General features: G+C 42.1%; 18 protein-coding genes. 10 read left to right on the top strand and 8 right to left on the bottom strand.

Annotated features, from left to right (window positions below; translation table 11 throughout):
- Positions 1-10 precede the first annotated feature (10 nt).
- Genes PSE69_RS03000 through PSE69_RS02990 form a run of 3 tightly spaced genes read right to left on the bottom strand, consistent with a single transcriptional unit; the run spans position 11 to position 4,862 of the window.
- Positions 11-1,957 (bottom strand): HNH endonuclease, encoded by a 1,947-nt coding sequence (locus PSE69_RS03000; protein WP_220683406.1) that lies wholly within the window; start codon positions 1,955-1,957, stop codon positions 11-13.
- Positions 1,954-2,760, bottom strand: coding sequence for a DUF4123 domain-containing protein (locus PSE69_RS02995; RefSeq protein ID WP_004927410.1), 807 nt, complete (start codon positions 2,758-2,760; stop codon positions 1,954-1,956). The genes PSE69_RS03000 and PSE69_RS02995 overlap by 4 nt, the downstream gene beginning before the upstream one ends.
- Positions 2,757-4,862: a type VI secretion system Vgr family protein gene (locus tag PSE69_RS02990; RefSeq protein ID WP_121874894.1), complete on the bottom strand. Its 2,106-nt coding sequence runs from the start codon at positions 4,860-4,862 to the stop codon at positions 2,757-2,759. Before PSE69_RS02990 ends, PSE69_RS02995 begins: the two co-directional genes overlap by 4 nt.
- Before the next feature lie 497 nt (positions 4,863-5,359).
- Here PSE69_RS02990 and ugpQ point away from each other — a divergent pair, with 497 nt between their 5' ends.
- Positions 5,360-6,100 (top strand): glycerophosphodiester phosphodiesterase, encoded by a 741-nt coding sequence (gene ugpQ, locus PSE69_RS02985; protein WP_053110073.1) that lies wholly within the window; start codon positions 5,360-5,362, stop codon positions 6,098-6,100.
- Between the two features lie 204 nt (positions 6,101-6,304).
- Here ugpQ and ccmB read toward each other — a convergent pair whose 3' ends face one another.
- Genes ccmB through PSE69_RS02970 form a run of 3 tightly spaced genes read right to left on the bottom strand, consistent with a single transcriptional unit; the run spans position 6,305 to position 8,778 of the window.
- Positions 6,305-6,970: a heme exporter protein CcmB gene (ccmB, locus tag PSE69_RS02980; RefSeq protein ID WP_121874893.1), complete on the bottom strand. Its 666-nt coding sequence runs from the start codon at positions 6,968-6,970 to the stop codon at positions 6,305-6,307.
- Positions 6,970-7,587 carry a cytochrome c biogenesis heme-transporting ATPase CcmA gene (gene ccmA / locus PSE69_RS02975; RefSeq protein ID WP_014656733.1) on the bottom strand — a complete coding sequence of 206 codons (618 nt, stop codon included), beginning with the start codon at positions 7,585-7,587 and terminating at the stop codon, positions 6,970-6,972. The genes ccmB and ccmA overlap by 1 nt, the downstream gene beginning before the upstream one ends.
- 15 nt (positions 7,588-7,602) lie before the next feature.
- The gene (locus tag PSE69_RS02970) at positions 7,603-8,778 is read right to left on the bottom strand and encodes an ion channel (protein WP_004927391.1); all 1,176 of its coding nucleotides are present in this window, start codon (positions 8,776-8,778) and stop codon (positions 7,603-7,605) included.
- 370 nt (positions 8,779-9,148) lie between these two features.
- Between PSE69_RS02970 and PSE69_RS02965 the strand changes: the two genes are divergently transcribed.
- Positions 9,149-10,858 carry a phosphoethanolamine transferase CptA gene (locus tag PSE69_RS02965; RefSeq protein WP_004927389.1) on the top strand — a complete coding sequence of 570 codons (1,710 nt, stop codon included), beginning with the start codon at positions 9,149-9,151 and terminating at the stop codon, positions 10,856-10,858.
- 77 nt (positions 10,859-10,935) lie between these two features.
- On the opposite strand, the gene PSE69_RS02960 is transcribed toward PSE69_RS02965, so the two are convergent.
- Positions 10,936-11,589, bottom strand: coding sequence for a DUF421 domain-containing protein (locus PSE69_RS02960; protein ID WP_036941712.1), 654 nt, complete (start codon positions 11,587-11,589; stop codon positions 10,936-10,938).
- A gap of 297 nt (positions 11,590-11,886) precedes the next feature.
- On the opposite strand from PSE69_RS02960, the gene PSE69_RS02955 reads away from it, so the two are divergent.
- The 4 genes from PSE69_RS02955 (at position 11,887) to PSE69_RS02940 (ending at position 15,994) form a co-directional block, all read left to right on the top strand.
- A complete protein-coding gene (locus PSE69_RS02955) occupies positions 11,887-12,564 on the top strand; it encodes a hypothetical protein (protein ID WP_121874892.1) in 678 nt (225 codons plus the stop codon).
- A gap of 179 nt (positions 12,565-12,743) precedes the next feature.
- Positions 12,744-13,181: a GNAT family N-acetyltransferase gene (locus PSE69_RS02950; RefSeq protein ID WP_004927383.1), complete on the top strand. Its 438-nt coding sequence runs from the start codon at positions 12,744-12,746 to the stop codon at positions 13,179-13,181.
- Positions 13,182-13,253: 72 nt separating this feature from the next.
- Entirely contained in the window at positions 13,254-13,520 is a 267-nt protein-coding gene (locus PSE69_RS02945) for a DksA/TraR family C4-type zinc finger protein (protein ID WP_004927380.1), read from the top strand.
- A gap of 467 nt (positions 13,521-13,987) precedes the next feature.
- Entirely contained in the window at positions 13,988-15,994 is a 2,007-nt protein-coding gene (locus PSE69_RS02940) for a BCCT family transporter (protein WP_014656736.1), read from the top strand.
- Between the two features lie 78 nt (positions 15,995-16,072).
- Here the strand turns inward: PSE69_RS02940 and hpaR are convergent, their stop codons facing one another.
- Entirely contained in the window at positions 16,073-16,525 is a 453-nt protein-coding gene (hpaR, locus tag PSE69_RS02935) for a homoprotocatechuate degradation operon regulator HpaR (RefSeq protein WP_004927374.1), read from the bottom strand.
- A gap of 408 nt (positions 16,526-16,933) precedes the next feature.
- Here hpaR and PSE69_RS02930 point away from each other — a divergent pair, with 408 nt between their 5' ends.
- The 4 genes from PSE69_RS02930 (at position 16,934) to hpaD (ending at position 20,812) form a co-directional block, all read left to right on the top strand.
- Complete coding sequence (locus PSE69_RS02930) at positions 16,934-17,563, top strand: fumarylacetoacetate hydrolase family protein (protein ID WP_004927370.1); 630 nt, start codon at positions 16,934-16,936, stop codon at positions 17,561-17,563.
- The gene (locus PSE69_RS02925) at positions 17,563-18,330 is read left to right on the top strand and encodes a fumarylacetoacetate hydrolase family protein (protein WP_004927367.1); all 768 of its coding nucleotides are present in this window, start codon (positions 17,563-17,565) and stop codon (positions 18,328-18,330) included. Before PSE69_RS02930 ends, PSE69_RS02925 begins: the two co-directional genes overlap by 1 nt.
- Positions 18,330-19,796, top strand: coding sequence for a 5-carboxymethyl-2-hydroxymuconate semialdehyde dehydrogenase (gene hpaE, locus PSE69_RS02920; RefSeq protein WP_004927363.1), 1,467 nt, complete (start codon positions 18,330-18,332; stop codon positions 19,794-19,796). The genes PSE69_RS02925 and hpaE overlap by 1 nt, the downstream gene beginning before the upstream one ends.
- 134 nt (positions 19,797-19,930) lie before the next feature.
- Positions 19,931-20,812: a 3,4-dihydroxyphenylacetate 2,3-dioxygenase gene (hpaD, locus tag PSE69_RS02915; RefSeq protein WP_004927362.1), complete on the top strand. Its 882-nt coding sequence runs from the start codon at positions 19,931-19,933 to the stop codon at positions 20,810-20,812.
- Positions 20,813-20,815: the final 3 nt, after the last annotated feature.

Here is a 20,815-nt window from a genome sequence, read left to right as displayed (position 1 = left end):
AATTGGCTCCTTATTTATTGGGTAATCTAAATGGATATTCACTAACATTATTTGTGTCCTTGAATTGGCTCACTCCACCTTTATGCTGAATCCCATTATGTGAATCCGAAACAACTAGCTGCATAGTACCTTCATTAGTAATTGGATCATAATCATCTAGGTGGTGCCAAAGATAACGTTCCCCATCTAACATAGGTGTGGATTTTTGTCCAAATCCAGCCATATTTGCCGCTTCAAAATCATCAGGATAATTCCCTGTATACTTAATTTTTACTATAGGCTCAACTGGAGTACCATCTGGCTTCAATCTATCAGGATTATGATATAATGCCTTGCTTTTCGAATAGTCTAATCCACCATTCTCATTAATAATAACATCATCATATCCACGAGCCTTGAGTTTTTCTTCAACTGATTTACCGCGTAAGCTTACATACGTAGGTTTTACATCCTTTCGCTCAACCGTCAGAATATAATCGCGAAAATCCACCGGCTCAACATCGTGCCCCGTATGCCGCCAGACAATATCGTCATCCGCAACAGGCAGTGTCTCAGGTCGATAATCGAAATCATGAATATCAAACCCTTCAGGCTTATCGACTTTTTGTGGCAGAGGGGAAGGCCCTGCATGAATAATCGGCCCTTTTGGAATATCATCAATCCGCGCTGAGATATTAATAATTTTGCCTGACGCCGCTACCCCCATATACAGCTGAGTACCACCATCCACATCAAATCGGTATACTTCAATAGGCGCCAGCAGACTGAGTGCATGACCAAGGGATTGATACGCAGGTAAGCTGATGACTTCCATTCTTTCAGCTCCAGATGCCAGCTGACCTTTAATCACAGGAACTTGCGCTTTATCACTATCCGGCTCAGTATGAAGAGCAATCAACTGTGATGCCGCTGCCATTGCGACTGCGGTTTTATCAGTTGAGGCAAAACCCACTCGCAAACGTGTCGGTGCCGTTCCCCCCATATCCGCAATTTCCAATAAATCCTGCTGGGTTAAACTATCGCCTTTATAATAGTGAGCCACCATAGCGAAAAAGATCTTCCTGCCGTCCATGGTGACGGGAAATGATACCCGCAAAACTTGTTCTAGCTCATTGGAAATGTTCTTACTTGAGCTCTGTTGTGTTGTACCCCAACCAAAATCGTTCTCTTGTTGCCCTACAGCAGCACCGGCAACACCACCACTTAAGGCTCCTCCCATTCCCATGCTCCCACCCAAACCACCGAAGAAAGGAAATGCCTGTGCAGTCCCAATCGGATTGAGTGCATTGCCAATGGTACTGAATAAGGATGAAACCCAGTTAGCTTCAGACTCAGATTGTTCAGTTGCTGACGGAATACCACAGGTATACGCACTGTAATCACACTCCCCAAAATTCGCCAAGTCTTCGACCGCATCACCAGCATCTGTATTGCCTTCGCCGCGCAAGATAGATTTGGCAAATACCGGTTCGGCAATGCGTTTAATTGCTATCACGCGGTGGAGGTCGTAGGGGAACCACAGTTGATAGCCTTCATCTCGCTGTTGATAATGGGCTGAACGGCTGATTTGCCCTGTCGTCATACTGTGAACGGTCTCGGGCAATCCGGTGTTAAATTCACCCGCGCGGTGCTGCTCACTGAGTTGATAGCCCTGTTCGCGACAAAAATCTTTCAGCGACTTATCTTTGCCTTGAATCGCCGCTGGCGGTGACAAGGTGGTCAGTGCATCCGCCAGTGACTGCGGTTCAAGGGTTAAAGTATACGGGCGTGCCGTCATGCCTTCGGCGTGAATCAGCCCTTGTGGGTCACTGCTGCCCTCTAAGGTACGTCCTGTACCACGCTCAGATAAGGTATAAGCCACGCCAATTAATGGTTGTCCTTTATCATCCACCAATTGCAGGTTAATCCAAAATCGGTAGTTGTCACAGATAATGCAAGATTCTGTTTTTTGACTCATGACGGCTCCGTTGTCGAGGGTATCCAGCCCAATTGTTGGGCATAGTCGGTAAACTGGGCGAGGGTGCGTGTGGCGACGTTACCGGCTAATATGGGGGAGATATGCAACCAACCGACCAAGCGTTCGTGCAATTGCCCTACAGGGGTGTCGAGCGCCAGTGCGTTATCAGGTTGGTTCTCCCACAATTCACAAGCGAGGTTTTCTGCCATCAGTTGGATGCACGTTTCAGAGTTCTCCCACGCTGTTTGTAAATGCTCACCCAAGGTAAACGGGTGCACTTTCAGCTCGGGTATCAGCGGCGGACGGTCACGGGCGGGCGATATCAGGCAGACAGGTTGTGTGTCAGTATCCAGCATCACTTCATGCACCGGGTTCATCAACACATACCAATCCGCTTCGCGCATGCTGGGTATCAAGATATTGGCGATGCGGCTGTCCATTAAGCGTAATACCACCATTTCGCCATCCAGTTTCACTAATTGACGTTGTTGCCAATGGTGTAACTGCGCGTCCCACGCCATCGGGCTGCGGTAAGCCCAGCCCCAACTGGGGTCACTGAAGCCTTTGCGGTCAAGCAGCTGCCCGAGTGGGACGGCGGCGCTCGGTTTCAATTTCACCAACCACGGACTTTGTGCGATTAAATGGGCCAAGGGGGTGCCGTTATACAGCGGAAACGCCTGTTCAATCCAATCGTTGGCAAACAGCACATCCGTCGGGTTGGGCTGCGCCAAGGTATTGAGCAGTAAATACACCGGGTCACGGTGAGGCTCACTCAACCACGTTGTCCAAGGCGTCGGTCTCATGCATTGCCTCCGTTGGGTTTAATCACCCAACTGCCAGTGGCTTGAGCTTGCATCGCACAGTACGGTTTGATGGGGTATGGCGGAGGTGCAAACGGAGCCACCCCGTCAGGGAGCTGAAGATTGACCGCTTGCCCTGAGCCGCCTCCACTGTCACCAATCGCCACATTGCCCGAGGTAAACACGTTGCTCGGGGTGATGCGCACAAAGCTGCCACCGACTTTAAGCGTGATTTCGGTGGCGGCTTCAATCACCACTTTGCCTTGGCTGCTCAGATGGGTTTCTTGTCCGCTTTCACTGACCAATGCACCATCCACTTGCTGATGGTAAGCCCCCAGCACTTGCTGAAAAACATCGCCTTCGGTTAACGCTTTTTGCGTGCCTTTGACATGGAGGTGGTCATCACCCGCAATCTCAGCGTAGCGATGTTGGTCAATGCGCTGTTTGCTGTCCCGCTGAATATGAGTGTGATTATCGTTTTGAATGTGCACATTCATATCACGCTGTGCGTGAAAATAGATTTCTTCGTATCCGGCTTTGTCTTCAAAACGCAATTCATTAAACCCTTCGCCTTTATGAGTACAAGTTTTAAAGGTGGTACGCGTTTTTTCGTTGGGTAAATTTAACGGTGGTTTATTGCGTCCATTGTAGGTGCACCCCGTGACAATCGGCCTATCAATATCCCCATTCAGGTAACTGACTAAAACCTGTTGCCCGACGTGAGGAATACTCATAAACCCATAGCCATTGCCACTCCAGCCGTGTGACACTGGCACCCAGCAGGAGGCGCCGTGGTCGGGCGTGCCGCGTCTATCCCAATGGAAATAGACCACCACTTCCCCTTTGCTGTTGGTATAGATTTCCTCTCCCGGAGGCCCCACAACTGTCGCTAACTCATCACCATCAGCAGTCGGTTTATAACGATACGGCGGTCGCCACTCTTGCGTCTCTGGGATAAACGACACACTGTTGGACAACTGCGTTCCTTCGCCGCCACTGTTGTCGGCAAGGGGTTGTACGCCGTGATGTGATACCCTGACCACCTGCCAACGCTTATTCATACGCTCATTGGGGTGATTGGTTAAAGTAAACATCTTACCGGGGTGCAAGGCAAAACAGTTGGTGCTGGCGTGCCCCATTTGACGGTTATTTTGCGATTGTTCATAACGAATTTGATTGAACGTTTCCCCTTCCGCGTCTTCTTGGAAGCGACCATAACTTTCGAACACTTCGTGTTGGTGGTGCACGTCACCAACGACTTGATGGCTGAGCGGGTGAGAAGGTCGCTGTTGATTGTAATCTTTATCAATACGAATATCGCTGCACAGCTGCTCGGCATAGCGCCATGTAGTAGCAGTACTGTCGGTAGTATCAGTATCGGCTTGCGGGTTATAAGTGAGGGTAATCCCTGCCGTCATTCCTAAATGGCGGTCGCTGTAAAACAGTTTCGGGCCTTCCTCAAACCAAAAGGTAATCCCTTCTTCGGCGGCGAGGCGGCACCAAAAATCATACATCGTTTCACGCTTTTGGGTAATGTACGGGCGTTCAAGGTGCTCTTCGGGATGATAAAACAATTTATCGTGTTTAATGTGCGATTCATTCAGCAAGGTTTCTAATATCTTTGGTACGGTGGTATCTTGGAAAATACGGCTGTCTTGCTTGAGAGTCATCACCCACATTTCTGGGCGTATAACAAATTTATACCATGTTTTCACTCCATCGGTATTCAGATTCTCGGCGCTTGCCAATAAGCCTTGTACCTCACGAATTTTTATCCCATCCCGCTTCACAGTCAAGGAAGAAGCCCCGCCTAATATATCATGGAAATCCACATCAAGTAGGGAGCTGACCGCATGAAGAGTTAAAGTAAATAGTTCTGACAACCCCTCTTGTAGATCAAATTCGGTAACCTGAAAGGTGTCATCGGGAAGCCCATCGATACGACAGTTAAACACCAAACCAGAGTTTAATTCCCCGTTATACCATGCTTTCAAGAAGGGATCTCGCTTCGCGGTACGGCGTTCTTGTTCCGCATAAGCCCTGCCAGCTGATGTCATTTTGACTGGAGGTGGGTTAGCGGATTTACTTGAGTTTTGAGTGGACATACATGCTCCGTTTGAGGATCATACCGCGCCACAAACTACTATTGATAAAAACCATTCATCGCGAATGAGTCATGGCTAATAGTAGAAAATCACGATTAAACCTCGACAATAACCAGCAATAAGCAACCAGATAAATAAGTTGTTCGATGTATCAATGTATCAATGTATCCAACCGCGATACTTAAATTTAAGTTAAGTATCCTACAAAACGAAACAATTTCGGTAAAGGCGCCAAGATCACATTTTCAGATAATCATTATTGGAGTAATAAATAAAATTAAAATACCAATAAAAAAACAAATATAGGCTTTTATATCGTTTTTTTGAAAATTATTTTCTCATAAACACCCGCTTTTCTGTAAATAGATAACTTACCTCTAGAGCTAATCTTCATTTACAGCTGCTAAAGAGTAATATAATGTGACATTCGGCTATAATACTGGTCACACCGCTTTAAAAAGCCGTTGTATTTCTTTAATAGGAAAATAGACAACATTATGAACTCTTGGCCTTATCCTAAAATTGTTGCCCATCGTGGTGGTGGCAGACTTGCTCCTGAAAATACACTCGCAGCCATTGATATTGGCGCAAAATATGGACATACCATGATCGAGTTTGATGCCAAACTTTCCCATGATGATCAAATCTTTTTATTACATGATGATACTCTTGAGCGCACCAGTGATGGTCATGGTATTGCAGGCGAATTAAATTGGAAGCAATTATCAAATATCGATGCTGGAAGCTGGTATGGTCCAGAATTCGCCAAAGAGCGGCTGCCTTTACTCTCTGAGGTCGCAAAACGTTGTCAGCAACATGGCATGATGGCAAATATTGAGATCAAACCAACGACAGGCTTGGAAGCTAAAACAGGTCAAATTGTTGCGCTTGCAGCTCGTCAACTGTGGCAAGGACAAACAGCCCCATTGATTTCATCTTTCTCAATTGAAGCACTAATTTCGGCTCAACAATACGCTCCTGAACTACCGAGAGGGTTATTATTAGATGAATGGCGAGATGATTGGCAAACCCTTACAACACAGCTTGATTGTGTCTCCATCCATTTAGATCATACATTATTGGATGAAAAACGCGTAAAACGCTTAAAAGAGGCTGGCTTATACATTTTAGTTTATACCGTTAATGACCCTGCGCGTGCTTCGCGACTTTTAAACTGGGGAGTTGATGCAATTTGTACGGATGCGATTGATATCATTGGCCCCAACTTTGGTGCCTAATTAAATAGATTACATACTGATCTATAGATACCTACTATTTCACTCGCCGCATAATTAAAAAGCATAAAGCCAGCATTGAATCTCACTTCTGGCTTTATGCTTATCACGATGAAGATTGCTATCCCCCGACTCTAATTTGCTTTTAACGATGGAGCTGATTGAAAAATAGTGCAACCGCCTTAGTGATGTTTTTGGGTACCGTGTTTAATTATGACTGATATTAATTTTTAATGCTGCGGCAATTGCGATAGGCGAAAATGTCACGCTCCCCACTAACAATGCAGCTAGAATCGCAAAATAACTCCCCAAAGGCATATTAAAACTATACGCTTCCATTGTTCCCGTTGCATAAATGAGCACAGGAATATACAGCGGCAGCACCAGTAAACTCACGAGTACTCCCCCTTTTTTCAGAGATACCGTTAAAGCAGCCCCTATTGCACCAATAAAGCTCAGGATCGGTGTACCTAGCAACAAAGTACCCACAAGTACAGAAAGGGTATTCGCGTCAAAAGAGAGCATTAAAGCTGCTATCGGTGAAAGTAAGATTAGCGGCACTCCAGTTACCAGCCAGTGAGCAATCACTTTAGCCAATACCGTTAAAAATAGTGGATGCGGTGCGAGCAACAGTTGTTCTAACGAACCATCCAGATAGTCATCTTTAAAGAGACGTTCGAGCGATAATAAAGAAGAAAGCACCGCGGCTACCCAAAAAATGCCAACAGCGATACGTGCTAATAACTGAGGCTCAGGCCCTATGCTCAATGGAAATAACGTAATAACAATTAAGAAGAACCATAATGGGTTTACCAATTCAGAAAAACTTCTAAATGCTATTTTTAGTTCTCTTTTAATCACTAGCCAAAACATTATTCATATCCGCCCGTCAGTTTTAAGGATCCAAAATGCCCCGACATAGCTTGATGAGAAGTAAAAAGAATGATCCCACCTTGTTCAGCATGCTGATGAAAACGTTCGGTAAGACGTTTCACGCCTGCGACATCAATAGCAGTAAAAGGCTCATCCAACACCCACAAAGGAGCTTCACTTAACCATAACCTTGCAAGATTCACTCGCCTTTGTTGCCCCGCTGATAACTGACCAACAGGAACATCTTCATAGCCAATGAGTGACACTTCTTCGAGAGCCGACCACAAACTATCCCCGGCAGGATGGCGATGCTGCATCTGATAATAAAACTGTAGATTCTCATAAGGAGTGAGTAGTGATTTAACGGCTGGCTTGTGCCCTAAGTAAAGTAATTGACGAGTAAAATCTTCTTTTAACTGATGAATCGAATATTGCTCCCACAAAATATCCCCTTCATCTGGTTTTAACAGCCCAGCCACCATACGTAATAAGGTCGTTTTACCCGCACCATTAGGCCCTTCAACTTGTAAAATTTGGCCGGGCAATACGGTGAAATCCAGCTTTTGAAAAAGCATCCTGTTTTGCCGCTGACAACTGATTTGCTCGGCAGTTAACATAGTGTTTTATTCCTGTTATTCGTTTTTCGCCACTTTATTTAACAGAATATCACTAATACTGTCATTTGATATTGTTTCACCGCAAAGCACTTTCATCAAAACTTCGCCCCCTAAAGAAGATAATGAAAACAGCATGTCGGGGTTAAGCAGGCGAATTTTATCTATATTGCTTTCTTGGTTAACCAATACCACCGTTTTTACACCTTCACCAGCAAGTTGTTTTATCCCTAAGAGAACAAAAGTACTTAAGGCGTCGCTATCTGTCATCACTAATACATATTTTGCCTGTTTAACATTCGATTCGGCTAATAGCGCTGTATCTGTAGGGTCACCAGTGACGATATTATCTTTCTCAGGATAATGTGCGCGATGACTTTCTTGGCAGATCACCGCAACTGGCAGTTCGCGATTTTTTAACCCTTCATACATGCTTACCGCCATTGGCGTACTACCAATTACAACATAATGATTTTTCATATAAGAAAACCTCTTGCGAACAATTTCCTTTGTTCCTTTAGCTAACAGCCCTACAACATAAACCACTGATGTTGTAAAAATTGTAATACCAAGAATAATGACCGTAACAGTAAATACCCGAGCATCTGTAGAGACTGGCACTATATCGCCGAAACCGACGGTCGTCATACAAACTAACGCGAAATAAAATGCCGTGGTTCCATCTTTAACGACAGGTAGAAATTCATTACCAATATAGAGTGTGCCAAAAATGGAATAAAGCAATAATGCAATGATACAAGTTATCGCCACAAATCCCGCACTGGTTAAGCTGTGATGATGATAACGCTTCCAAAAAAAGCTCAACGCCAAAAAAAGGACCAGCGAAAAATAACCTTGATGAAGGTTTTCCGTTGCAATTTTTAAATCAACAAACGAAATAATGGCCAGTAAAAGCAGTGAAAACACCCATGCAATTCGGGCGCCATTAAGCATGAAAAAAGATAAAAATATCAATGAAATTCCTAACAAAAAACGAGGGATATCAAGCAACTTCATAAAGCCGAGAGATTTAAGCCACTCACTAAACCCATTCGCTCGCCAATCAATATAGTCAGTATAAGCCCCCAATATAGGCTTAATAATCATAAAACCATCAAAAATGATAAGTATTGAGATGATTAAACGGATAAATAAGGATGATTTCAGAAAAGCAATAAACGCGTTATCTGACATTTTTCCTTCACCCTCTGCTCAGATAAGATTACATAAAGTCTATATAACACATGTTGGTCATTGATGTTAGTTAGAATGCCGTTCTTCGGTTGATTTTATTGGTATAACCGACATATCCCTATATCAACTGATACAGTTCCATTTTTATACTTAGGAGAAATAAAATATAAAAAAAGCCTAACTATCAAACTGAAGCTATCTTAATTTGACTTTATTTCCTGTGTAAAATTAAACCAAATATCAACCAAATCTCATCAATTATTAGTTGTTTATTTTATTGAACTTAATTTCTAAGATAATATCTAAAAATCGATTTTTGGCGTTTTTTCTTATTACCTAACATGACTTAAGAATAAGAGTTCAATAAATTATGGTTAATTCTACGCAAGCAAAGAGATTTAGCTGGACAGCTTTACTGTGGTTGCTCATCTATTTCTGGTATTTCTCATCATTGCTCCAAATCTATGTTGTTGTTACAGGACAAAGTAACACCGTCGGATTAAGAGACTCTTTACTGTACAGCACACTCTGGTTAATCCCTGCGCTCTTTTTCCCTAGAAGGATCAAATTAGTTGCCGGCATTATCGGTATCATTCTTTGGCTTTCATCTGTCATTGCACTCGCTTATTTTGTCGTCTATGGGCATCAGATCTCACAAAGCGTCATGTTTGTGATGTTTGAAACAAATACAAATGAAGCAGGTGAATTTTTAAGGCAATACATTAGCTTTAAGGTTATCGCGGTTATATTGATTTATACTTTGGTCGCGATTTTCTTATGGTCACGACTAAAACCAGTGACCATGCCAGTGTCAGCGAGATGTGGTGTCTCTTTGCTCGTGCTAATCATCTTATTTGGCGTGCCTTATTATAATAAAGGAATTAAACAAGATAGGCCGTTCGCCAATGTCATGTCTTATGTGAATAGTAAACTTGCCTATGCTGCGCCTTGGCAATTTGTTAGTGGCTATTTTCTCTATAAAAACCAGTTAGCCAATATGGAAGAACTGATCCGTGATAACAGTAAGATCCCGCCATTAGAAAACTTTATCGATGCTAACGGCAATACGCCGAGAACTTTTGTTTTGGTCATTGGTGAATCAACAAGTCGCGATAGGATGAGCTTATATGGTTATAAACGCCCAACAACACCAGAGCTTGAGCAGCTAAAACAACAGTATCCCGATAATTTGTCTGTATTTAACGATGTCGTGACCTCTCGTCCTTATACAATAGAGGCGCTCCAGCAAATTCTCACGTTTGCCTCTCAAACTGAGCCCGAGTTATTTAATTCGCGCCCTTCAATCATGAATATGATGAAGCAAGCTGGATTTAAAACTTTTTGGATCACAAACCAACAGACAATGACGGAGCGTAATACGCTATTAACCGCTTTTTCTCGACAAACAGATAAACAATATTACTTAAATAACGATATGGCCCAAAGTTCACGTATTTACGATGAAGTTGTGCTAGCCCCGTTTAAAGAAGCTCTGGCCGACCCCGCTGAGAAAAAATTTATTGTTGTTCACCTACTTGGAACCCATATGCGATATGAGTTCCGTTACCCTGAAGATAAAGCCATCTTTAAAGGTAAAGATAGTCTGGTGCCAAGTAACCTCAAAGAGAGCCAAGTCGAAGATTACAATGCTTACGACAACGCACAACACTACAATGATTATATTGTCTCCACATTAATTAAAGATTTTGATTCATCAAAAGAAAATGGCTTTTTAGTCTTTTTCTCTGATCATGGTGAAGATGTCTTTGATACACCTCCTCATGAAACTTTAGGTCGTAGTGAAGGCAAACCAAGTCGTGTGATCTACAATGTTCCATTCCTAGTATGGCAATCTCCTGAATGGTTACAAAGCCATAATTTTAATTTGAACAGTAAAACCGATAGGCCTTATAGCACCATGGATTTTATCTACTCATGGTCTGATCTCGCGGGCTTTAACTATAAAGGCTACACTCCTCAGAAAAGCCTATTTAGTGACGAATACCAACCACAGCCGCGTTACATTGGTGACCCTGAGAATAAATCCTCTTTGATGCTGTATGATGATTTGAAAAAATAATTTGTCAGTAAAGCATCTTCGACCTAAGATGAAGAGCCTTTAGCGGCTCTTCATCTTTTTATTAAGAAACGTGATAGTTACTGAATTTTGCCATCTTGCCGAATAAATTTGACTTCGCCTTGCCAAAACTCAGCAAGAAAAACAGATTCGGGCTTATCGATCCCATGTTTAACCATCTGTTTATTTAGCCACTCTTCGTCTTTTTCTATCGATTGCAATTCATTTAGCCTAACAACACCATCTTTCATAATAATCACTGATGGCATATTTGTTGGATCACAAATAACCGTTAATTGCCCATCTGGTTCAATCTGGGCATAATAGATTTCTTGGAATGAATGAACCCCTTGTGCATGAATTCTTGAGGATATATTCAAAATATCAATTTTATTCCCTTTTTCTAATATATTTTCCATAATAAAGTTTCCTTTACTAATAATAGGGATAGGATTGCCGATAGTCACGTTGCGAATAAAGTTAAATTTTTTAGTTAAATAGTTTAGCCCTGATATAAAAAACACACCTATAAAGAGTAAAATAATGTACTGATATAATGGGATTGTATCGCTATAAATCACACCACCAATAATTCCACCCAACACAAAATTCCCAATAAAATCAATAGGTGTCATCTGTGACAGCTGCGTTTTCCCAGACAAATTCATATGAGTAAGAACAATGGCAAAACCAATGATAAACTTGACTACAACAAGCATATAGTAATAACTCATATAAGACTTCCTTTCGTATACTCACGTTTTTATGAATTTTAGTTAAAGAAACCAGCATATTATTTTTTTGCTAATATCCAAGATTAATTATAGCGAAATAATAAAGCTCGTCTTTTTTATTAAGTTAAATATTGATATCAAGCATTAAAATCACTATTTTGCTGATAATGCTACCTTTTTATTTCAGGTAACTTTCAGAGACAACTGATTTTTAATTATTAAAAATATGAGTTATATTTATAACATGCTATTGATAGCAGATCCGTATCCACTTACATCATGCTAAAGGAAATATTTATGAAAAAGAAAATATTAAGTTCTCTTATTCTAGCAGGTATTATCGCTATGGCGGCAGGTTGTGATGATTCATCAAAGACAGATCAAACGATGAAACAAACTGAAGAAAAAGTGGAGCAATTAAAAGATACTGGTGAGCAAAAAGCAGCCGAACTTAAGGATAGTGCAGAAGCAAAAGCGAATGACCTTCAAAAACAAGCTTCAGAAAAAGCGGATGAAATTGCAGATAAGGCTAAAGAAGTAAAAGAAGCTAGCGAACAAAAAGCAGCTGAGCTTAAAGAGAACGCCACAGAGAAAGCTAATGAATTGAAAGAAGCTAGCGAGCAAAAAGCGGCTGAGCTTAAAGAGAGCGCTACAGAGAAAGCCGATGAATTAAAAAAGGCTAGCGAGCAAAAAATCTCTGAATTTAAAAATAGTGCCACAGAGAAAGCTAACGAACTTGAAAAACAAGCTTCAGCTAAGGCAGATGAGCTATCTGATAAAGCTAAAGAGCTAAAAGATGCGGCTGATAAAAAATCAGATGAATTAACTGAATCGGCAAAAAATAAGCTATCAGAAACAAATGATAAAATAGCAGAAAAAAGTCAAGAAGTGAAAACAGACTCAATCAATAAAGCAGATGAACTAGCGACTGATGCCAAAAATAAAACTGAAGAATTAAAAGCAGAAAACAAATAACTATCTGTGCTAGATAACTCGGTTTATTCTCAAAGCAGGTCTACGCTGGCCTGCTTTTTTTATATTTTTATGCTGAGAAAGTAAAGCACACAAAACCATGTCCTGTTCCCCCTCAATTCTGGTATAACAATTTAAAACCGAAATAATATAAACACGTTACCTTATAAATTGGAGACAACATGCAAGTGAGATATAGCCTTGGGTATACTGATCCTAAAATCGTTAATCACGCTTTCGCGCTTCGCCAACAAGTTTTTACCCATGAACAAGGCTTTCCTGCTGAAATCGATGTAGATGTATATGATGATGACGCATTACATGTGGTGCTATACCTAGAAAATAGCCCTGTTGCTGTACTACGTTGTATTTTACAAGCCGACAAAGTGATAAAAGTGGGCAGAGTCGCGGTACTTAAACAATATCGAGGCAAAGGCTTTGGACGTAAGTTAATGAAATTTGTTGAGCAGTACGCTATCGAGAACCAATTTCATGCTGTAGGACTATCTGCACAACATACCGCAATCGCCTTTTACGAAACATTAGGCTATCACACACAAGGCGAAATGTATGACGAAGATGGTATGGATCATATCTATATGGTTCTACCGTTAATTTAAGTTCTAACGCCTTGAATTTTCCATATCACCCCTTATGATCAATAAAGTGATGCTTTTTTGTACGAGGTGATTATGGCAAATGGTTGGGCTAACGAAAATGCGGTTCAAGAACAAATTGATGCCACTCTTGATGACGCTATCGCTAAGGCTCGCAGTCAACTCCATTCAGGCGAAAGTGCTGAATACTGTGTTGAATGTGGTGAGCCTATTCCTCTCGCCCGCCGCAAGGCACTCCCTGGCGTACAGCTCTGTATCACTTGCCAAAATGCCGCCGATCAAAAAAGTGCCACATTTAGTGGTTATAATCGCCGAGGGAGTAAAGATAGTCAGTTACGGTGAATATGCCCTATTCCTAATAACACCGAAACTCTACCAATATTTATTTCTACCTAAAATCCGAATATTAATGTTAATTTAATTAACCTTTCTAAGGTTTTTATCTAACTTTTTGTTAAATAGTTAAAAAGATAACAACAATGATAGTTAATAATGTGATTTATAAGGCTATATTTTTATGAAAACATAGAGGTTTTTCCTGTTTATTTGAAACCAGTCTCGATATATGGCAATATATCCGCCGGTTTTTTCGCAAATGGAGTAATAACAGCTAAAAAAACATTTGATAGCAACGGGCGCAATAACCGTTTTTATCGCTATCTCTGCAAACTGTTTCATTATTGTTCTTTCTACTGTTTCCCCACTGGGAACCCTTTCGCAATTTCATTGTTTCATTAAGAAGGACAGCGCGTTGCATACCCAACAGATTATTGGTATGTCAAAAATAAAATAAATCAAAGAAGGTTGTTATGAGTCAAAACGATACTGATTCTAAAAAAAATCGCTCAAAAATTAGTCCCCCGGTATTTTATACCTCTGCACTTGTGATTATGGTTATTGTTGGTTTTGCCGCCATCATGCCGGAAGTAGCAGAATCTCATCTAAGTCATCTTCAACAAAACCTATTCAATAATGCTAGCTGGTTCTATATTCTAGCCGTCGCTATCATTCTTTTGAGTGTGACTTATCTGGGACTCTCTCGTTATGGACAGATAAAACTCGGCCCCGATCACGCACAACCTAATTTTAGCTATGTGTCTTGGTTTGCCATGCTGTTTTCCGCAGGTATGGGGATAGGGTTAATGTTCTTTGGTGTTGCAGAGCCTGTAATGCACTACCTCAACCCACCAGTCGGTGATCCGCAAACGGTTGAAGCCGCGAAAGAGGCAATGCGTTTGACCTTCTTCCATTGGGGCTTACACGCTTGGGCGATTTACGCCATTGTGGCGCTGATTTTAGCCTTTTTTAGCTACCGCCATGGGTTACCGCTGACCCTCCGCTCCGCACTGTATCCTATTATTGGTGATCGTATTTATGGCCCTATTGGCCACTTTGTCGATATTTTCGCGGTTGTCGGTACTGTTTTTGGGGTTGCGACATCATTAGGCTTTGGCGTATTGCAGGTTAATGCAGGGATGAATCACCTGTTTGGTCTGCCTGTTAGCCCAACCGTACAAGTTATTCTGATCGTTGTCTTTACTGGCCTTGCGACGCTGTCTGTGGTTTCAGGCCTAGATAAAGGGATCCGCATTCTTTCTGAATTAAACTTAGGTTTAGCCTTTATATTGATGCTGCTGGTGTTGATCTTAGGGCCAACCGTTTTATTACTGAAATCATTTGTTGAAAACACAGGTGGTTATCTATCCGAGATAGTCAACAAAACCTTTAACTTGTATGCCTATGAGCCTAAATCCAGTGATTGGTTAGGTGGTTGGACATTACTTTATTGGGGTTGGTGGCTCTCTTGGTCGCCATTTGTTGGGATGTTTATCGCGCGAATTTCACGTGGACGTACTATTCGTGAGTTCGTCACTGGCGTTCTATTTGTTCCTGCTGGCTTTACCTTGATGTGGATGACGTTCTTCGGTAATTCCGCCATTAACCTGATTAAAAACCAAGATGCCGTTAAACTGGCAGAAACAGTGCAATCAGATGTTTCACTCGCCCTGTTTGAATTTTTAACCTACTTCCCTTTCTCTACCGTACTGTCATTTTTTGCTATGCTGATGGTGGTCGTCTTCTTTGTCACTTCGGCTGACTCTGGGGCAATGGTTGTTGATACTTTAGCATCGGGTGGTGATTCAAATACCCCAGTTTGGCAGCGTATTTTCTGGGCTGGCTTAATGGGTGTCGTTGCTATCACATTATTACTTGCAGGTGGCTTACAAGCACTACAAACCTTAACTATTGCCAGCGCCTTACCGTTTGCGATGGTACTATTAGCAGCAATTTATGGCTTATTTAAAGCATTGCGTATTGATGCTTATAAACGTGATAGCCAACAATTAGCCACAATTGCTCCGACAGCGAGCCGCAATCCAATTCCATGGCAACGACGCTTACGTAATATCGCGTATTTCCCAAAACGTAACCAAGTAAAACGTTTTCTCGGTGAGGTTGTTCATCCATCGATGGAAATGGTCTCAGAGGAGCTTGAGAAGCAGAATACGACTTGCCATATCTATAATGATAAAGATGATAGGATTGGCTTCGAGGTCGATTTAGGTGAGGATATGAACTTCCTATACGAAGTTCGCTTGCGCTACTATGTCCAACCTTCTTTTGCCCTTTCTGGCATGGGAACAGAGAGCGATGATGAAAAAAGCGAAGAGCAGAAATATTATCGTGCAGAGGTTCACCTTAAAGAAGGTGGGCAAGACTATGATGTTATGGGCTGGACCAAAGAACAGGTCATCCATGATATTCTCGACCAGTACGAGAAACATATTCACTTCCTACATCTACTAGGTAAGTAAACAACAAAAAGCCCCCTAATCAGAATGTTGCTGATTAGGGGGCAATTTATTTATTGCCCACGACATGCGAAATTCGCCCTAAGCGCTCTCTTTTTTATCCGCAATATGGCTGTAATCAGGACTTTCTAAAGCAATTAATTCATCCAGCAGTGCGGTTAATTGTTGCATTTTCTCCTGAGAAAATGCCTGCTCAATTTTTTGATAGCCCTCTTCCACTTCTTGACGTGCTTTATCGTACAATGTTTGACCACTAGGCGTCAGAGAAACATAGAGCTTACGCTGATCATTGAGTGGCTTTAAGCGAAAAATTAACCCTTCCCGCTCCATACGAGTCAAAATCCCTGTCAAACTTGGACGAAGAATACAGGTTTGAACTGATAACTCATGGAAATCAATAGAGCGTTTATCGGCAAGTACTCGGATAATACGCCATTGCTGTTCAGTCAAATTGTATGACTTTAAAATAGGGCGAAAGAACCCCATCGCGGTCTCTCTTGCCTGTAATAATGCAATTGTCAATGATTCATGCATAAGTTTAAAACTCACCACTCTAAAATGTTTATTTAATACCAATTAAATTGGTATTACACAATCTATTGCGCCTTTACACCGCAAATTTACCCTTAGTGATAGCCTATTCTATCCACTTAAAACCAAGGTTAGCACGGTAAAATAACAATCACAAAGAAAAACCCCAAAATATTAATGAGTAAACAATTCAACAGCAAACCAAAAAGTTAATAAAAAGTTACAATAAAAATTCAAAAAAAATATCAGAATACTGAATATCAATAGGTTACATAAAAACCTTCTGAATATGTTAAAGAGATCACAATTAAAATTAACAATTTCTCTAGCCTATTGCTAATTACCACTTTATACATTATTAATATATTAACAATCATTCGAAATCATCGTTTTCCTAATAAGGAGTTGTCAATGAAAGGCACTGTATTTGCCGTTGCCCTCAATCATCAAAGCCAAGTGGCTCACTGGCATGAGGCATTCGGGCAAGCCCCTTATAAAACCCCACCAAAAACACCTGTGTGGTTTATAAAGCCGCGTAATACTCGGATCAATTCAGGGGAGCCTATTTTGCACCCTGCCGGTGAAGTGGTGCAAAGTGGTGCAACACTAGCACTGGTTATTGGTAAAGATGCACGTAAAGTCAGCCAGTCAGAAGCCAAAAATTATATTGCGGGCTTTGCATTAGCAAATGAAGTCAGCCTACCTGAAGACTCATTTTATCGTCCTGCTATCAAAGCAAAATGCTGTGATAGTTTCTGCCCTATTGGGGAAATGGTTGAAACAACATTAACTGCCCCTGTCGACATTATCACCCTCATCAATGGTAAAGAAGCTGACCGTTGGTCTACAAAAGATCTGGTTCGTGATGCCAGTGAGTTAGTTGCCGCACTCAGTGAATTTGCCACGTTAAAAGCGGGTGATGTGATACTGATGGGCACGCCTCATCAACGCGTCACCATTCAGCCTGGTGATGAAGTCACTGTTCAAGCAGAAGGCTTTCCGAGCCTAAGCAATAACGTTGTTGTGGCAGGAGGACAATAATGAAACACGCAAAAATTCGTTACCAAGGTACTGAGTATTCCGTTACGGTTGGTGAAAACGAGCAAATCACATTACCAAATGGCCAAGTTATTGCAGGCGATGATGCTAATGTTGAATGGTTACCTCCTGTTAGAGGCACACTGTTCGCACTGGGCTTAAATTATGCCGACCATGCTACTGAACTTGATTTCAAGCCACCTGAAGAGCCTCTGATTTTTATCAAAGCAGATAACACATTAACAGGCCATCGCCAAGTTTCAGTGCGCCCCGATAATGTTGACTATATGCATTATGAGTCAGAGCTTGTTGTGGTCATTGGTAAAGCGGCATACAAAGTATCACAAGAAGATGCGATGGATTATGTTGCAGGCTACACCGTATGTAATGATTATGCGATCCGTGACTATTTAGAAAATTACTATCGCCCCAACCTGCGTGTTAAAAGCCGTGACACTTTAACGCCTATCGGTCCATGGGTTATCGATAAAGATCAGGTTAAAGATCCCCATAACCTTGCGCTATATACCTATGTAAACGGTGAGTTGCGCCAGAAAGGAACCACTGCTGATCTCATTTTCAATATCCCATTTTTAATTTCCTATCTCAGTGATTTTATGACACTGCAACCGGGTGACATGATCGCAACAGGAACACCAAAAGGCCTTTCTGATGTCGTACCTGGTGATGAAGTGATCGTTGAAGTTGAGGGTGTAGGCCGGCTGATTAACTATATTGTCAGCGAAAAAGAATATGAGGAACGAGTGTAATGACTAAGATTAACCATTGGATCAATGGCAAAAATGTTGCCAGCAAAGAATATTTCCAAACCACCAACCCTGCAACAGGTGAAGTACTCGCTGAAGTGGCTTCTGGTGGTCAAGATGAAATAAATCAAGCCGTTGCGGCAGCCAAAGAGGCATTCCCTAAATGGGCTAATACGCCAATGAAAGAGCGTGCTCGTTTGATGCGCCGTCTTGGTGAATTGATCGACCAAAACGTCCCTGAAATTGCAGAAATGGAAACTCAGGATACAGGTTTGCCAATTCATCAAACCAAAAATGTGTTGATCCCTCGTGCTTCACATAACTTTGAGTTTTTTGCCGAAGTCTGCCAACAGATGAATGGTCGTACCTACCCTGTTGACGACAAAATGATGAACTACACCCTAATCCAACCTGTTGGTGTCTGTGCACTGATCTCCCCTTGGAACGTGCCATTCATGACAGCAACATGGAAAACAGCACCTTGTTTAGCCCTAGGTAACACCGCTGTTTTAAAAATGTCTGAACTGTCACCATTATCAGCAAACCGTTTAGGTGAGCTGGCATTAGAAGCGGGGATCCCTGCTGGCGTACTTAACGTTGTGCAAGGTTACGGCAGCACAGCAGGTGACGCTCTAGTCAAACACCATGACGTTCGTGCCGTTTCCTTTACTGGTGGAACAGCAACAGGCCGCGTGATCATGCAAAACGCGGGTCTGAAAAAATATTCGATGGAACTTGGCGGCAAATCCCCTGTTCTGATATTTGAAGATGCCGATATCGAACGTGCATTAGATGCGGCTCTGTTTACCATTTTCTCAATTAATGGTGAACGTTGTACTGCCGGTTCTCGTATTTTCATCCAAGAAAGTATCTACCCTGAATTTGTTAAGCGCTTCGCTGAGCGCGCTAATCGCCTAATTGTCGGCGACCCAACGGATCCAAAAACACAAGTTGGTGCACTGATCAGTGAACAGCATTGGAACAAGGTATCCGGCTATATTCGCCTTGGTGTAGAAGAAGGGGCAACATTACTGGCTGGTGGCCCAGACAAGCCAACCGACCTACCTGCACATCTGAAAAATGGTAACTTCTTACGCCCGACCGTATTAGCAGATGTCGATAACCGTATGCGTGTTGCGCAAGAAGAGATCTTTGGGCCAGTTGCCTGCTTGATCCCATTCAAGTCAGAAGAAGATGGCCTACGTATGGCAAATGATGTTGAGTATGGTCTCGCATCTTATATTTGGACACAAGATGTCAGCAAGATCCTTCGCTTATCACGCAACATTGAAGCCGGTATGGTGTTTGTTAATACACAAAACGTACGTGATTTACGTCAACCATTTGGTGGCGTTAAAGCCTCTGGTGTTGGTCGTGAAGGCGGTGAATATAGCTTTGAAGTTTTTGCAGAAATGAAGAACGTTTGTATTTCCTTCGGGGATCACAACATTCCTCGTTGGGGTGTTTAATTTATTGAGATATTTAGTTTATTGGAAATTCAATAATAAATATTTAATCTAACTTATGCCCTAAATAATTCGGGCTGTAGCGAAAAATCACTCACACGCTACAGCTCGAAATATCACGGGGGAGGTAAAAACTTATGGGTAAATTAGCACTTGCGGCAAAAATAACGCATGTTCCATCCATGTACTTGTCAGAATTACCCGGCAAACATCATGGCTGCCGCCAATCCGCCATTGACGGTCATAAAGAGATCAGCCGCCGCTGCCGCGAACTTGGTGTTGATACTATTATTGTTTTTGATACTCACTGGTTAGTTAACAGTGCATATCACATCAACTGTGCCGATCACTTTAAAGGGATCTATACGAGTAACGAACTCCCTCATTTTATTCGTGATATGGAATATGAATATGATGGTAACTCCGAGCTTGGTCGCATGATCGGTGAAGAAGCCCGTAAACTAGGCGTTCGTGCTCAATCCCACGAAATCCCAAGCCTAACGTTAGAATATGCCACCTTAGTTCCTATGCGCTATATGAATAGTGATCGCCACTTTAAAGTGATCTCTATTTCTGCATTTTGCACCTCTCACAGTTTTGAAGACAGCCGTAAATTAGGCGAAGCCGTACTCACAGCCATCGAAAAATATGATGGCACGGTTGCTGTACTCGCGAGTGGCTCATTATCGCATCGCTTTATTGATGACCATCGTGCAGAAGAAGGGATGAACAATTATACCCGTGAATTTGATGAGCAAATGGATAAGCGTGTCGTCAAATTGTGGCGTGAAGGCCGTTTTAGTGAGTTCTGTAAGATGCTGCCGGAATACGCTGACTACTGTTATGGCGAAGGTCATATGCACGATACGGTGATGCTATTAGGCATGCTAGGTTGGGATAAATATGCAGAAAAAGTTGAAGTGCTGACCGATTTGTTCGCCAGTTCAGGTACCGGACAAATTAACGCTATTTTCCCGTTGCCAAGCTATATCACCGATAAACAAAAAGTCAGTGCGTAAGGA

It is taken from the genome of Providencia sp. PROV122 (assembly GCF_028482365.1).
Classification (GTDB): Bacteria; Pseudomonadota; Gammaproteobacteria; order Enterobacterales; family Enterobacteriaceae; genus Providencia; species Providencia stuartii.
Note: the sequence above shows the minus strand (reverse complement) of the source record. Positions and strands in the feature narration are given on the sequence as shown.